This window comes from Faecalibacterium sp. BIOML-A4 (assembly GCF_009679665.1).
GTDB lineage: Bacteria > Bacillota > Clostridia > Oscillospirales > Ruminococcaceae > Faecalibacterium > Faecalibacterium taiwanense.
Window position 1 is genome coordinate 65378 of record NZ_WKZG01000005.1, and the last position, 15375, is coordinate 80752.

The following is a 15375-nucleotide window of genomic DNA, read 5'->3' on the forward strand; positions in this document are numbered from 1 at the left end:
TCCTGCCACTACAAAAGAATCAGTGCTGCCACCGCGCCGGCTGCAAGGCCAAGCCTGCACGGTAAGCCTTGCCCGGATGCCGCTTTCTGCTGCGCCTGGTGCAGGAATGCTTCAAAACGGGCAGAGTAATAATCCAGTCGTTCGCATTCCTGTGCCGCTTCGCTTTGGCCAAGGCCGGCAAAGCACTGCTCAAAGCAAAGGCGTTCCGCATCATCAAATCTTTCCGGTGCCGGAATTTCCTGCAGTTTTTGTGCTGCATCGCTTTCCAGCAGCTTTTCCTGCACGAGACACCGCTGCAGCTGTTCCAGATCCAGCCTGCGGTAAGCAATCTCCTGCCGGATGCGCTGCAACAGCTCCACGGTGCGCTGCAGCTGCAGGATATGCTGCTCTGTTCTGACCTGAAATGCAGAGCCGGTCAGCCACCCGCACAGCAGGAGCAGTGCAGCCGCTGCCCAATGAAAAAGCCGCATCATACCGTGCAGACCTGCCGGACTTTTCCCGGCGCTGTGCAGCCGTGCAGCAGTACAAATACACGCAGCATTCCATGCCGCTGCAGCGCCTGCACCTGCGGCCGCCGGGCGGCTTCTTCCACGCTTGCGGCATGAACGCTTGCAACAAAGTCCACCCCGCTGTAAAAGCCCTGCTCCAGCGCTGCAGTTTCGGCAAGCGTGCCCAGCTCGTCCAGCAAAATGACCTGCGGAGAAAGCGTGCGCAGTGCCATCTGCACAGCCCGTTCCTTAGGGATGCCGGACAGCAGATCCAGCGGCGGCATCTTCTCGAAATCACCCGGCGGAAAGATCTCGCAGCGCTCGTCCACCACGCAGGCTCGCCGCTGCATCCCGGCCAGTTCTCGTGCGATCTGACGCAGCAGCGTCGTCTTGCCGCTGTCCGGCTCGCCGACCAAAAGCATCCCAATAAAATGCTTTTTCAGTTGCACCAGAAGTTCGTCCGGCAGCTGTACCGGAACCGCCCTTGCAATGCGCAGGTTCAACCCCTGCACCTGCTGCAGAACCGTCTGGCCGTCGCGATCCACATAGCGTCCTGCCACACCCACCCGGCAGCCGGAGGGTGTGGTCAGAAATCCATGCGCAAGCTCCGTCTGGTGTACATGTACCGCGCCGCCGCACAGGGTGTGAAAGATCTCTTCGATCTGAAACTGATCCAATACACACTCCCTCAGCTGCAGCGGGCACTCCGGCAGGTCCTGCAGCGGGAGCTGCCGACCCGACAGTGTAACAAAAACACCACAGCCTGTCCGGAACCGAAGTTCATGGATCTGCGCTGCCGTCTGTGCTGGCAGCTGGCCCAATGGCCCGGCCAGCCATGAGGGAAGCAGGCGTATCGCCCGATAATACTCATCCACACTGTCCTCTCCTTTTTCAGGCTCATTGCCTGCTATGAGTATATGCCTGTCCCTGCCGGATAGAACCTGCGGACATAAAAATATCCCCGCAGCACAAAACTGCGGGGATATCCATTGGAGCGGTTTTATCAGGTGTTTTCGTCGCTGATCATTGCCAGAAATTCTGCCTCGGTCAGTACCGGGATGCCAAGCGCCTGCGCCTTGGTCAGTTTGGAGCCTGCTGCCGTGCCTGCCACGACATAGGCCGTTTTCTTTGAAACAGAACCGCTGGCCTTACCACCGTTTTTCACGATCAGTGCTTCCGCCTCATTGCGGGAAAGAGTTTCCAGCGTGCCGGTGACCACCAGCGTTTTTCCTGCCAGCTTATCACCCTTCGGTTCGCCCTTCCACTGCATATTCAATCCGGCATCGGCCAGACGATGGACAAGGTCGGTCGTTCCCTCTTTTGCAAAGAATTCTACGACGCTCTGCGCCATTACGCCGCCAAACCCATCGATCTCGCTGATCTGCTCTGCACTTGCTTCCCGGACAGCCTGCAGCGTACCGAAATGCTCTGCCAGCAGGGCTGCAGCTTTATCGCCAATGTTGCGGATGCCAAAGCCGAACAGGAGCTTATCCAGATTGTTCTGCTTGGAAGCCTCGATGGCGTTCAGCAGGTTATCGGCGCTCTTTTCCTTGAACTTATCCAGCGTCAGCAGCTGTTCCCGCGTCAGCGTGTAGATATCCGCTGCGGAGTGCACCATGTCCTTCTCCACCAGCTGGGTGGCAACTGCTGTGCCAAGGCCCTCGATATCCATTGCATCGCGGGAAGCAAAATGGATGATATTGCGCAGTGCCTGTGCCGGGCACTCGGGGTTAACACAGCGCAGAGCTGCTTCATCCTCCAGATGAACGACTGGTGCACCGCAGGAGGGGCAGACCGTGGGCATCTCATAGGGCTGTGCATCCTCTGCGTGATGGGTAACACCGATCACTTCCGGGATGATATCGCCCGCCTTGCGCACCTGAATGGTATCGCCGATGCAAAGGCCGAACTGATGGATAAAATCCTCATTGTGCAGGGTCGCGCGGGCAACGGTAGTACCCGCCAGAAAGACAGGGTCAAAGCAGGCCGTCGGGGTAAGAACACCGGTGCGGCCAACTGCGACCTCAATGCTGCGCAGCGTTGTCTCCTTTACCTCTGGCGGATACTTAAACGCAATTGCCCAGCGTGGGAATTTGTTGGTGGAACCCATCAAATCGCGCTGTGCAAAATCGTTCACCTTGATCACTGCACCATCCATATCAAAATCCAGTTTGGCACGGTTCTGACCGATCTGCTCGATCTCGGCAATGGCCTGCTCAATGTTATGCACGATATGATAGCGCGGCGAGACCGGCAGACCAAAGCTCTTGAGGTAATCCAGACTTTCAGCATGCTTGGTAAGCGTTTTGCCGCGGATCTGCTGCACATTGAAAACAAAAATAGAAAGGCCCCGGCTTCCTGTGATCTTTGCATCCTTCTGGCGCAGCGAACCGGCAGCCGCATTGCGCGGATTCTTAAAGGGTGCTGCGCCCTGCAGCTCCTGCTCTGCACACAGCTTCTGGAACGCGCCATGCGGCATATATACCTCACCGCGCACTTCCAGAAATTCCGGTGCATTCTTCAACTTTTTGGGAATGCTGCGGATGGCGCGGACATTAGCGGTCACGTCCTCGCCCACCACGCCATCGCCGCGGGTAGAGGCACGAACCAGCTCACCGTTTTCGTATTCCAGACTGCAGGAAAGGCCATCGATCTTGATCTCCACCACATACTCCGGCTCTATGCCGGCTTCCCGCACGCGGCGGTCAAAATCCCGCAGCTCATCATACGAAAATGCATCCAGCAGGCTTTCCATTTTTACCGCATGGGTCACCTTGGGCAGCTTGCTGCTGGCCGTGCCGCCTACCTTCTGGGTAGGCGACGATGCCGTGACCAGCTGCGGAAACTGCGCTTCCAATTCTTTCAGTTCCCGGGTCAGAGCATCATACTCAAAATCTTCAAGCTCCGGGGCATCCTGGTCATAGTAAAGCCGATTGTTTTTCTCGATCACAGCGCGCAATTCTTCTACGCGCTTTTTTGCCTGTTCCAACTCCAAAAGTTCCACTCTCCCGCTATCCGGTTTCTCCCGCGCTGCCGTCCGGCACTACCGCCTGAAAATGCATCGCAGAAAACTATTTTGATTATAACACATCCAGCCGCGCTCTGCAAAGAGAAAGCGGATACAATTTGTATAAGTGCTTTGAAATCTGCGTATGTAATCGTTTTCAATTATCACTGCAGATTGATTTAAAATCAACACGTGAAGATACTCTTTGTTTATTCTTTTAATAAAGCAACGTATTATCGTGCGATTCCTCCACATCCATGACGAGTGAATCGTCCGGTGGTATCGTTAAGTCGTCGGCCAAAACACACACAGAAAGGGCAACGCATTCGTCGTGAATGCTTTAGGCCTTGTCCCCCCGGCATCGTCCTCATGATGGTCGTGTTCCGTTCGTCACCACGGCAAAGAAAGCCGGTGTGGATGAGCATGTCATTAAAAAGATTGTCGGCCACTGTATTGATGATGTTGCCGAAAAGTCGTATACTAAAAGAGGCATTGAGTGGATTCGTCATTTCATGCAATGCATCGTACCATCCTAGATTTTGTACTATTATTTTAGGAGAAAAGCTGTTCCGATTTGTGAACTAAGTATCATACCGTTTCAAGAGGAGATCAAGCCGCCATGGATTGGGAAACATTAAGATCAAGCTGTCTTGCCTGCACCCGCTGCGAGCTGTGCAAGACCCGCACCAATGTAGTGTTCGGTCAGGGTGTGGAAGATGCCGAAGTTCTGTTTGTGGGCGAAGGCCCCGGCCAGAATGAGGATGAGCAGGGTCTGCCCTTTGTGGGGCGCAGCGGCCAGCTGCTGGACAAATATCTGTTTGCCATCGACCTTGACCGCACGAAGAACTGCTATATTGCAAACATCGTCAAATGCCGCCCGCCGCAGAACCGTGACCCTCAGCCTGCTGAGAGCGAAGCCTGTATGCCCTGGCTGCGGGAGCAGTTCCGCCTGCTGAAGCCAAAGATCGTGGTCTGCCTTGGCCGCATTGCCGCCCAGCGGATGATCCGAAAGGATTTCTCCGTGACCAAGGAGCATGGCCAGCTGTACGAAAAGGGCGGCATCCTGTTCATGGGAACCTTCCACCCTGCCGCTCTGCTGCGCAGCCCGCAGAACAAGCCTGCAGCCTTTGCTGATTTTACTGCCCTGCGGGACAACATTGAAACGGTGTGCAAACATACCTATCATAAAGACTGAATCATTCCCGCTGCAAGAACCAAACACCTTCCTTTTGCATACTCTAAAACAAAAAGAGAGGTGTTCGATTATGGAAACTGCACGACATGATTCCATTGATTTCTTTCTGGGTGCCACAACGCCTGCCGGTTTCAAGGGCTATTTTGAACCGCTGCGCCACGAACCCGGTATGCAGATGTACCTGATCAAAAGCGGGCCGGGCTGCGGCAAATCCACCCTGATGAAGCGGCTTGCCCGTGCTGCCGAACAGCGCGGCGAACTGACGCAGCGCATCCACTGTGCCAGCGACCCGGACAGTCTGGACGGCGTGATCCTGCCCGGGCAGCACAGGGCCATCGTGGATGCCACTGCGCCCCATGTGGTGGAGCCGGATGCTCCCGGTGCGGACGAAGTGGTGGTGAGTTTGTACCACACCATCGATGCAGAAAAGCTGCACCAGTGCACCGATGAGGTCAAGGCGCTGTTTGCCCGCAACGCCCTGCTGCGCAGCCGCGCTGCACGATATATTGCATCGGCAGGCAGCCTTTTGCTGGACAGCCGCCGCGCCGAAGCCTGCAGCGCCAATTTTGACAAGGTGCGCCGTTATGTCAAACGGCTGTGCACCCGGGTGATGCCGCGCACGGAAGGCATTGGCAGCGAAGAGCTGCGCCTGCTTTCCGCCGTCACCCCCAAGGGTGAAATGTTTTATCAGGGCACTGCACAGGCATTGGCGGATAAGTTTATCGTGTTCCGGGATGATTACGGCGCGGTGTCCCGCCTGCTGCTGGAGCTGATCCGCGCCGAAGCCCTGACGCGGGGCTACCACATTATTACCTGTCCATGCGCCATGCACCCGGAGGATAAGATCGACCATATCCTGATCCCGGAGCTGAAGCTTGCCTTCCTGACGGATAATCGCTGGCATCCGGTGCATCTGCCCAGTGTGCAGGCTGTGCGGTGCACCCGCTTCCTTGACAGGGAAAATCTGGCAGCGTACCGGGCACGGCTGCGCTTTAACGAGCGTGCTGCCGCCGAACTGCTGGAACAGGCCAGTGCCCTGATGGCGCAGGCCAAGAGTTGCCACGATGAGTTGGAGACCTATTACCGTGCAGCGGTGGATTTTGGCAAAGTGGATGAAGCGGCAGCAGAGTGCATGGAGATGTTCGGCCTGAAATAATCAGTTTATGTCGACGAACCGGGAGTTTCTCTGAAGACCGTCCGCTGAGGTGGGACCCTGTTGCCGTGAGGCAATAGGGCGGGCGATGGAATGGCCTGAATCGTGTCTGAAGAGGAATTACCGGTTCGTCAGTGTATCCCAAAAGCGGAGGTGAAATGCTTTGGCCACGGTTCATCTGCCCATCCGGCAGCTGGTGGAATTTCTGCTGCGGACCGGCAGCATTGACAGCCGGTTTACGGGGTTTGACCGTGCACTGGAAGGCGCCCACATCCACCGCAAATTGCAAAAAGCTGCCGGAGACGGCTATCAGGCTGAGGTATTTCTCTCCGTAGAGCGGCAGGCAGAGGGCATCACTTTTACCCTTGAGGGCCGGGCTGACGGCATTTTTACCGATGAGACTGGCACGGTAGTCATTGATGAGATCAAGACCACCGCTGTGCCGCCGGAAGAGATCACTGAGGATATGAACCCCTGCCACTGGGCACAGGGCATGGTGTACGGTGCCATTTATGCCACACAGCAAAGCCTGCCGGAACTGAACGTCCGGCTGACTTATTATCAGATAGACACCGATCAGATCATCCGCTTTATCCGCCGCTTTACGCAGCAGGAGCTGGATGAATTTCTTGACAAATTATTGTGCCAGTATGCTCCGTGGGCGCAGCGCCGGATAGAGTGGGATGTAAAGCGTACTCAGAGCCTTGCGGCACTGCAGTTCCCGTTTGCGCAGTACCGGCCCGGACAGCGGGCTATGGCGGGCGAGATCTACCGCGCCTGCCGCGCTGGCAAGACCGCCGACTGCAAGGGCGGTACGCGGCTGTTCTGTCAGGCTCCTACCGGCATTGGCAAGACCATGAGCGCGCTTTTCCCCGCGCTGAAAGCCATGGGCGAAGGCAACGGAGAAAAGCTGTTCTATCTCACGGCCCGCAACACGACCCAGACTGCCGCCGAGGATGCCTTGACCCGGCTGCATACGGCCCAGCCAGAGCTTGCCCTGCGCAGTGTGACGCTGACCGCCAAGGAAAAGGTCTGCCTGCATCCGGACGCAGAGGGACATCCCGCCTGCCTGCCGGAGCTTTGTCCCTACGCCAACGGCTACTACGACCGCATCAAGGATGCACTGACAGCTCTGCTGGACGGTACCGGCAGCTTTGACCGCGCAGCGCTGGCCGGGGCGGCAAAGCGTTTTTCGGTGTGTCCCTTTGAACTGGGGCTAGACCTGAGCGAGTGGTGCGATGTGGTCATTGGGGATTACAATTACCTGTTCGATCCGGTGGTGCACCTGAAGCGGTTCTTTGATTCTTCCGGCGACTGGTTGTTTTTGGTCGATGAAGCACATAATCTGCCCGACAGAGCCAGAGCAATGTATTCTGCACGCTTTTGTAAAAGCAGCCTGACCGAGGCAAAACGCGCATTGGGCAAGGGCAAAAGTGCTTTAAAGACCGCTCTGACCAAAGCAGACAAAGCCCTGCTGGAAGCCCGGAAAGCCTGCATACAGCTTGCACCCCGGCACAGCAGCCAGACCGATGCCGCAGACCCGGCACAGACCAGTCTTTTGCCTGAAAACACTGCCCCCGCACTGGAACTGCCCGAACCGCTGTATGCACAGGGCAGTACTGTATTTTTGCAGGAGCCGCCCTCTGCCCTGCTCAGTCCGCTGCGGGCCGTACAGGCACCTTTGCAGGACTGGCTGGAAGCGAACCCGGATGCCGAAGTACATGCACAGTTGCTGGAGCTTTATTTTGCTGTACAGGACATCACCCGTGCCGCCGAACGATACGACAGCCACTTTGTCACTCAGCTTACCGTGCACGGCAGAGAGCTTGAATTGCAGCTGCTGTGTCTGGACCCGGCACCTTTTGTGGATGCCAGCCTTGCCGCAGGGCGCAGCGCAGCGCTGTTCAGTGCAACACTGGCTCCGCCCTCGTTCTACCGCAGTGTTCTGGGCTGCAGCGATGCACGTGCCGTCGCACTGGACAGTCCCTTCCCGGCTGAAAATCTGGGGCTGTATTGCCTGCCGAATATCTCTACCCGCTACCGCGACCGCGAAGCCAGCGTGCAGGCAGTTTCGGATGCACTGGCCCGGCTGGTGCAGGCCAGAACGGGAAACTACTTTGCCTTTTTCCCAAGCTACGCATATCTGCGGCAGGTACACGAAGATTTTGCAGCACGTTACCCGGGCATTCGCACCCTTGTGCAGGAAAGCCGGCTGGATGATGCCGCTCGGGCTGAATTTCTGGCTCAGTTTGTGCCGGACCCGGCCGAAACGCTTCTGGGTTTTGGCGTGATGGGCGGCATCTTTGGTGAGGGAGTTGATCTTGCAGGCAGCCGCCTGATCGGGTGCGCCATTGTGGGTGTGGGCCTGCCGCAGGTAAATCCGCAGCAGGAAATGCTGCGCCGTTATTATGACGCACAGAACGGCTTTGGATTTGATTATGCCTACCGCTATCCCGGCATGAACAAGGTACTGCAGGCCGCAGGGCGCGTGATCCGCACGCCGGAAGACAGAGGTGCGGTGCTTTTGCTGGACGACCGGTTTGCCCAGCAGGAATACATCCGGCTGTTCCCTCCTCACTGGCGGCATATCCGCTATCTGCGCAGCTGTGAAGAACTGGCCGCTGCCCTGCAGGACTTCTGGAATAAATGAGACCCAAACAAAAAGGCACTGCCGCACCCAAAACAGGAGCGGCAGTGCCTTTGCTTCTTTTTTGTTTTATTTTGCTGCTTTCCGGTTCTGCTGCAGGCTATCCCACGAGGGCATTTCATTGCGCAGCTTTTCCCACATGGGCATTGCCGTGCCGGTCTGCCTGCGCAGAGCATCGAACGCTTCGTCCAGATACTTCATTTCGGACACTGCGTGCATGGCGTGATCCGAAACGCACAATCTGCCCAGCGATGTTTTTGTCATGGTAAACACCATCGCTTCCATCTTACGGCGGGCCGATGTGCCGGGCTGGAAATTATCGGTGTTGTTGGCATCGTTCACCGGGATGCCCGCATCCTTGAGCATCAGGCAGGCTTCATAGGCGGCATCCAGAATGGCGCCGCGCTGCTGCTTGGTGGCCCGGTGCAGATCGCCGTTGCAGGCATAGCACACATAGCACGCCGGCAGAACGAATGCAATGTGGCACTTGAGCCATTCATCCATATCGCCATAGAAGGTCAGCTTGTATTTTGCACCGTCAAAGGCGGTCTTGAGCCGGGTTCGGAAGGTGCCAGAAAGCGGAGTTGTGGCACCGCCCACCGTCATGCCAGCACTGGCGTACACACTGACCACATGGTCGTGTTCACGGCGGCCTGCCGTGCCCTGAAAGCCGAATGCGATCTTATCCGCCGGGCGCTGCATGAATTCCAGCACCTGCTTTGCCTGCGGGTTGTTGCCCACAAACACAAAATACTGGCTCTTGTTGGCCTTGAGCACAGGAAGCACATCCGGCAGCTGGCCCGCCTGCATGACCACAAAGACGAGATCATAATAATCATCCGGGGCAAGAGTGTCCACGGTTTTGATCCGTTCCGTTGTGGTCTTGCGCTGCACCCAGTGGCGGATGACCAAACCCTTCTGGTCGATCATTTCCTTCCACTCTCCGCGTGCAAGCAGCGTGACAACGTTCTTTTTGTTCTGCATCAGCACATGGGCCAGCTCGCAGCCCAAAACGCCCGCACCGTAAACCAGAATCCTCATCCAGATACGCCTCCCTTATGTGTGTTAAGGTTTGCTTACTTTTTCAAAAACGAGAAAAAGCCTTTTTTCTCGTAAGGTGCACTGCTTACGCCCTTGACCTCATAGCCGGTTGCATTGATGGCATCCCGCAGCTTCTGCTCGTCCAGCGGCTGTTCCGAGTGGATCACCGTCTGGGCTTTTGCCTGCGAGGACGACACCCTTTTTACCTCCGGGAAGGCCTTGCGCACGGCTTCGTTGACATGGCTCTCGCACATGCCGCACATCATACCATCTACTTTTACGATCGTTTCAATCATTTTATTCCCCTCCAGATCTTCTGCGCGCATCGGCCCGTTGACGCAGAATCTGTTAGGAAGCGCTAACCGCAGTTTCAAACAAAACGCCGTCGGGAACTGCCCGGCAGCGGTGCGGAGCGGTTCCCTGTTCTGTGGTGGGTCTGCTCAGAAAATGCACGCATGATTTCTTGCCTTCATCATATCACACCAGTGGGCTAAATGCAAGATGAAAAATACCCCATCCCGGTTTTTGCGCTTTTCACTCATGCACCCGGTATCCTGCTGCCGTGGTCAGTATTCAATGCCCTTCCGGGCGGAAATTCCCCTCTGGTAAGGGTGGCGGTGGCACTTCATCTCCGTGGCATAGTCGGCGGCATCCAGCATCCACTGCGGCGCAGCATGGGCAGTAAGCACGCATTCCTGCTCTGCCGGGCGTTCCAGCACAGCCTTTTGCAACAGGGCTTTATCCACCATATCCAGTTCCCATGCGCTGCCTGCTTCGTCCAAAATCAGCAGGTCGGCAGGGTCGGCCATGGCAGCTGTGAGGTTCGCATTCTGCAGCTGGCGGGTGGCTTCCTTTTCCGCTTCGTTCATCTGGAACACGAATTTCTGCCCCGCCTTGCCGCGGTACACCTTTGCACCCAGCTGTTCCAGCAGCGGCACCTCGCCGCTTTTGCCGCCTTTGAGGAACTGCAGGATCACCACCCGCTTTCCGCTGCCCATGACCCGCAAAGCAAGGCCCATGGCAGCGGTGGTCTTGCCCTTGCCATCACCGTAATATAGATGTAACAGCCCTGTACGCTTCATGGTCATTTCTCCTTTTGTCTTTGCGTTTATGGTAACACAAACCCAGCAAAAAAGGAAGAGGAAGCACCCGAAGGCGCTTCCTCTTTCAAACAATGCGATATTTACTGATACAGAGGGAAATCCCGGGTCAGCTTCAGCACACGGTCACTGATCTCGTCCTTCTTCTCGTCGTAGTGCCAGATGCAATCGGCGATGCAGTCGGCGATCACCTTCATCTCGGCCACGCCCATGCCGCGGGTGGTAACAGCCGGGGTGCCCAGACGCACACCGGAAGTCACAAAGGGGCTGCGGGTCTCGCCGGGAACGGTGTTTTTGTTGGCGGTGATGTGCACGCTGTCCAGACGTGCTTCCAGCTCCTTGCCGGTGCACTCCTCGTCACGCAGGTCGATCAGCATGAGGTGGTTATCCGTACCGCCGGACACCAGCTTGACACCGCGTGCCTGCAGCTCTGCTGCCAGAGCCTGTGCATTCTCCACGATCTTGCGGGCATATTCCTTGAACTCCGGCTTCAGTGCTTCACCAAAGCAGACAGCTTTTGCGGCGATCACATGCTCCAGCGGGCCGCCCTGGGTGCCGGGAAACACGGCAGAATTGATGCGCTTTGCAAGAATGGGATTGTTGGTCAGGATCAGACCGCCGCGGGGGCCGCGCAGGGTCTTGTGGGTGGTGGTGGTAACAACATCAGCATACGGCACAGGGCTCTGGTGATAGCCGCCTGCCACCAGACCGGCAATGTGGGCCATATCCACCATCAAATACGCACCATAGCCGTGGGCGATCTCAGCGATCTTCTCAAAATCGATGGCACGGGGATATGCAGACGCACCGGCCACGATCAGCTTGGGGCGCACCTTCTTAACCTGCTTTTCCAGCTCAGCATAGTCGATCACGCCGTCGGCATTGACACCGTAAGAGACAAAGTTATAGTTCTTGCCGGACATGTTCACCGGAGAACCGTGGGTCAGATGGCCGCCCTGAGACAGGTCCATGCCCATGACAGTATCGCCCAGATCCAGCAGAGCAAAATAAACTGCCAGATTGGCCTGTGCACCGGAGTGGGGCTGAACATTGGCGTATTTTGCGCCGAACAGCTTGCAGGCACGCTCGATGGCAATGTTCTCCACCTCGTCCACATAGACACAGCCGCCATAGTAGCGCTTGCCGGGCAGGCCCTCGGCGTACTTGTTGGTCAGGATGCTGCCCATTGCGGCCATGACGGCGGGAGAGACGATGTTCTCACTGGCGATCAGTTCGATGTTCTGGCGCTGACGGTTCAGCTCGCGATCCATGGCTGCGGCCAACTCCGGATCAACGGTATTGACCAGACCGATGGTGTCCATCATTTCATTGTACATAATATTCTACCCCTCTCAATTTCCGGAGAAAGCCCCGGATCCTGGATCTCTTCAAGCCACCCTGCTCCGCGCACGAACCGAATTGCTTTCTTTTATCATAGCAGAAAGCTGTAGAATCTTCAACTTCCATTTTGCCAAAAGGCTTGCTTTTTTCGTCTGAAGTGTTTATTATACTTGTATAAAAATGCAGTGTCGTTTTTGTATATTTTTCAAGTCAGTCAACCTTCAGATGAAGCGAGGTGTTCTCTGATGACGGTCAGTGAAGCAAAGCAGACCCAGCGCAAAGCGGGCCGTGCCGCACGCAAGGCTCTCGGCCCGGAAGAACGCAAGGCTGCAAATGCCGCTTTGTGCGCATTCCTCTGGCAGCTGGCTGCCGTGCAGAATGCGCAGACCATCCTGCTGTACGCAGCGTTTGGTTCCGAAGCCGACCTTTCTGCCCTTGTGGAAAAGGCGCAGGCGCAAGGCAAAACGCTGGCCTATCCGGTGTGCGGCGAGGCGTATTCCCTTACAGCCGCTGTGCCCGGCCCGGACGGCTGGGAGATGGGACAGTACGGCATCCGCACCCCCATCCTGAGCCGGTCGGAGATTCTGCTGCCGGAAGCGCTGGATCTGGTCCTTGTACCCTGCACGGCTTTTGATGCAGACTGCTTCCGGGTCGGCATGGGCAAGGGCTATTACGACCGGTATCTTCCCCGCTGCAAAAACGCGGTGAAGATCGGCATTGCATTTGAGGCACAGCGGGTGGAACATGCTGCCGTAGACGAGCACGACCAGCGGCTGGATGCCTATGTAACAGAGAGGGGTATTTACAAATGGAAATGACTAAGCTGAGCTGTGAGAAATTTCTCGCAGAGCTGGCCAGCAAAGCCCCCACGCCGGGCGGCGGCGGAACGGCGGCGCTGGTGGGTGCTGCCGGTGTAGCGCTGGGCAATATGGTGGGCAACCTGACCACCGGCAAAAAGAAATATGCCGCCGTGGAAGCAGACATTCAGGCCCTGAACACAAAGGCCGATGCCCTGCGCAAAGAGCTGGAAGCGCTGGTGCAGGCCGATGCCGATGCCTTTGCGCCGCTGGCTGCGGCCTACGGCTTGCCCAAGGACACACCAGAGCAGACTGCACACAAAGCCGCCGTGCTGGAAAAGGCGCTGGATGCCGCCTGTGCCGTGCCACTTGAGATCATGGAAAAGTGCGCCGAGGGCATTGCTCTGGTGGAAGAATACGCCGCCAAGGGCAGCGTGATGGCCGTCTCGGACGCAGGCTGTGCAGCCGCTCTGTGCAAGGCAGCCTTGCAGGCCGCAAGCCTGAATGTGTTCATCAACACAAAGCTGATGGCAGACCGTGAGCGCGCTGCTGCGTTGGACGCAAAAACAGACAAACTGCTGGATGAATTTGTGTCGCGGGCAGACGCTGTTTTTGCATTTGTGACGAACAAATTGCGGAATAAGTGAGGAAAAGTATTATGGCAACGATTTTGAAGGGCGCACCCGTTGTAGCCGCTATGAACGAACGCAATGCGGCGCTGTGTGAGCAGCTCAAGGCAAAAGGCATCACTCCCACGCTGGCCGTGGTGCGTGTGGGTGAGCGGGAGGACGACCTCTCCTACGAGCGCGGCGTGATCGCCCGCTGCGGCAAGGTGGGTGTGGAGGTAAAGCAGTTTCTTCTGCCCGCCGATGCTTCGCAGGACGATCTGCTGAAGGTGATCGCCGAGGTGAACGCAGAGGATACCATCCACGGATGCCTGCTGTTCCGTCCGCTGCCCAAGCAGTTCAATGACCGCACTGTGCGTGCGGCGCTGGCTCCGGAAAAGGACATTGACGGCATCACGGACGATTCTCTGGCCGGTGTGTTCACTAATACCGATCTCGGCTATGCTCCCTGCACCGCGCAGGCCTGCCTTGAAATCCTGAAGTATTACAACATTCCGCTTTCCGGCAGGCGCGCTGTCGTAGTGGGCCGCAGCCTTGTGGTAGGCAAGCCCGCAGCCATGATGCTGGACCGTGAGAACGCCACCGTGACCATCTGCAATTCCCGCACGCAGAACCTGCCCGCCATCTGCAAGGAAGCAGATGTGGTAGTAGTGGCCATGGGCAAGATGGGTGCCGTGGGTGCCGACTGCCTGCGTGAGGGCCAGACCGTGGTAGACGTGGGCATCCATGTGAACGAAAAGGGCAAGCTGTGCGGTGACGTAAAGTTCAGCGAAGCAGAGCCGGTAGTGGATGCCATCACGCCGGTACCCGGCGGTGTGGGCACTGTGACCACCTCGGTGCTGGTGGGCCATGTCGTGCAGGCTGCAGCAAAAAAGGCCGGGCTGTAACGAATGATAGAACTATAAAATAAAAGACGCTTGATACACTGCTGTATGCTTCCCTGCCGGGAAAACATATTCAGACAAGACCAAGCGTCTTTTTTGATTGCTATATTTTAGCCGCGGACAATGAGCAGCAGCAAAGCCGAAGCCACACACTGCATGATCAGCCAGCGGGCCACCACCTGCTCGTCGCTCCAGCCCTTATTCTTGCGGGCGTGGTCGTGCAGAGGGGTGCGGGTGTTCTTGAGGATGGAAATGTGCAAAAAGCGCTTCAGGCTGATCTTCAGGATGCCCAGACTGCCATCCACGATGAACACGATGGCTGCCAGCAGGAAGGCAAACGGATGGCCGCACTTAAGGGACAGCATTGCGATAAAGAAGCCCATCGCGCGGCTGCCGGCATCGCCCATCAGCAGGCTGGACGGCTTTGCGTTGGACCACAGATAGGCCAGCAGCGCGCCCATGAACACAACGCCTGCGGTGCCGTACTCGGCCAGCTCTGTTTTATAGGCCAGCAGGTAGGTACCGATGGTCACCACTGCAACACTTGCCGAAAGGCCGTCCACGCCGTCGGTGCAGTTGACCACATTGATGCTGGTCCAGATCAGAATAACGATCAGCAGCAGGTACACAGCATACGGCAGAGTGAAACTCCACTGCAGGAAATTCACACCGCAGCCGTTGAAGTTGAGGTAGGTCACACCTGCAACAATGGCAATGGCAAAATCAATGATACCCTTTTTATACTCGTTCCATGCAGTTTCAGCAGCATCGTCAAAGTAGCCGGACAGCATGGATGCAATGAGCAGGATGGTGTAGATGACGTATTCCACCTTGAACGGCAGGAATGCCAGCGATACCAGTGCGATGCACAGCACGAAGATCAGGCCGGACCCACGGGCCTTACCCTTGGAAAGCGCACCGTTCACCGCAAACTCGCGGCCATGGTCGTGCGGAAGCTTATCGTGAAAAACGGAGTCCATCAAAGCCGTAAGGGCAAACGCCAGCAGGAATGCCAGAGCATCGACACCGCGCTGTCCTACGACCGAAAGCAGTAATTCGATCATATTCAAAGTTCCTCTTTCTTTTATGTTTGTGA

The 15375-nt window shown here is 56.8% G+C and carries 14 protein-coding genes; 6 read left to right on the forward strand and 8 right to left on the reverse strand.

Translation table 11 applies throughout. The features are described 5' to 3' along the window. Positions 1-8: 8 nt before the first annotated feature. From GKG34_RS04880 to ligA, 3 genes are all read right to left on the reverse strand, one after another. Positions 9-473: a hypothetical protein gene (locus tag GKG34_RS04880; RefSeq protein WP_120079288.1), complete on the reverse strand. Its 465-nt coding sequence runs from the start codon at positions 471-473 to the stop codon at positions 9-11. Beyond that, positions 470-1363 carry an ATPase, T2SS/T4P/T4SS family gene (locus GKG34_RS04885; protein ID WP_347563422.1) on the reverse strand — a complete coding sequence of 298 codons (894 nt, stop codon included), beginning with the start codon at positions 1361-1363 and terminating at the stop codon, positions 470-472. Before GKG34_RS04885 ends, GKG34_RS04880 begins: the two co-directional genes overlap by 4 nt. A gap of 128 nt (positions 1364-1491) precedes the next feature. Then, positions 1492-3492, reverse strand: a complete 2001-nt coding sequence (gene ligA, locus GKG34_RS04890; RefSeq protein WP_347563423.1) for an NAD-dependent DNA ligase LigA — start codon at positions 3490-3492, stop codon at positions 1492-1494. Positions 3493-4114: 622 nt separating this feature from the next. Here ligA and GKG34_RS04895 point away from each other — a divergent pair. The 3 genes from GKG34_RS04895 to GKG34_RS04905 all read left to right on the forward strand — a co-directional run bounded on the left by GKG34_RS04895 (position 4115) and on the right by GKG34_RS04905 (position 8493). Continuing rightward, a complete protein-coding gene (locus GKG34_RS04895) occupies positions 4115-4690 on the forward strand; it encodes a uracil-DNA glycosylase (protein WP_005942018.1) in 576 nt (191 codons plus the stop codon). A gap of 70 nt (positions 4691-4760) precedes the next feature. Further along, the gene (locus tag GKG34_RS04900) at positions 4761-5846 is read left to right on the forward strand and encodes a hypothetical protein (RefSeq protein WP_097781765.1); all 1086 of its coding nucleotides are present in this window, start codon (positions 4761-4763) and stop codon (positions 5844-5846) included. A gap of 160 nt (positions 5847-6006) precedes the next feature. Then, the gene (locus GKG34_RS04905) at positions 6007-8493 is read left to right on the forward strand and encodes an ATP-dependent DNA helicase (protein WP_154255702.1); all 2487 of its coding nucleotides are present in this window, start codon (positions 6007-6009) and stop codon (positions 8491-8493) included. A gap of 66 nt (positions 8494-8559) precedes the next feature. Here GKG34_RS04905 and GKG34_RS04910 read toward each other — a convergent pair whose 3' ends face one another. The 4 genes from GKG34_RS04910 to glyA all read right to left on the reverse strand — a co-directional run bounded on the left by GKG34_RS04910 (position 8560) and on the right by glyA (position 11968). Beyond that, a complete protein-coding gene (locus GKG34_RS04910; protein ID WP_005942013.1) occupies positions 8560-9531 on the reverse strand; it encodes a 2-dehydropantoate 2-reductase N-terminal domain-containing protein in 972 nt (323 codons plus the stop codon). A gap of 35 nt (positions 9532-9566) precedes the next feature. Then, the gene (locus GKG34_RS04915; protein WP_044953687.1) at positions 9567-9827 is read right to left on the reverse strand and encodes a cation transporter; all 261 of its coding nucleotides are present in this window, start codon (positions 9825-9827) and stop codon (positions 9567-9569) included. Positions 9828-10097: 270 nt separating this feature from the next. Continuing rightward, positions 10098-10613, reverse strand: a complete 516-nt coding sequence (locus GKG34_RS04920; RefSeq protein ID WP_049935263.1) for a cob(I)yrinic acid a,c-diamide adenosyltransferase — start codon at positions 10611-10613, stop codon at positions 10098-10100. A gap of 101 nt (positions 10614-10714) precedes the next feature. Continuing rightward, a complete protein-coding gene (gene glyA, locus GKG34_RS04925) occupies positions 10715-11968 on the reverse strand; it encodes a serine hydroxymethyltransferase (protein WP_005942005.1) in 1254 nt (417 codons plus the stop codon). A 249-nt stretch (positions 11969-12217) separates the two neighbouring features. Between glyA and GKG34_RS04930 the strand changes: the two genes are divergently transcribed. From GKG34_RS04930 to GKG34_RS04940, 3 genes are read left to right on the forward strand one after another with little or no spacing between them, the layout of a single operon-like run. After that, entirely contained in the window at positions 12218-12790 is a 573-nt protein-coding gene (locus GKG34_RS04930) for a 5-formyltetrahydrofolate cyclo-ligase (protein WP_005942002.1), read from the forward strand. Next, positions 12781-13416 carry a cyclodeaminase/cyclohydrolase family protein gene (locus GKG34_RS04935; protein WP_154255703.1) on the forward strand — a complete coding sequence of 212 codons (636 nt, stop codon included), beginning with the start codon at positions 12781-12783 and terminating at the stop codon, positions 13414-13416. The genes GKG34_RS04930 and GKG34_RS04935 overlap by 10 nt, the downstream gene beginning before the upstream one ends. A gap of 11 nt (positions 13417-13427) precedes the next feature. Then, a complete protein-coding gene (locus GKG34_RS04940; RefSeq protein WP_005941997.1) occupies positions 13428-14282 on the forward strand; it encodes a tetrahydrofolate dehydrogenase/cyclohydrolase catalytic domain-containing protein in 855 nt (284 codons plus the stop codon). A 107-nt stretch (positions 14283-14389) separates the two neighbouring features. On the opposite strand, the gene GKG34_RS04945 is transcribed toward GKG34_RS04940, so the two are convergent. After that, positions 14390-15343 (reverse strand): phospho-N-acetylmuramoyl-pentapeptide-transferase, encoded by a 954-nt coding sequence (locus GKG34_RS04945; RefSeq protein WP_097775477.1) that lies wholly within the window; start codon positions 15341-15343, stop codon positions 14390-14392. Positions 15344-15375 lie beyond the last annotated feature (32 nt).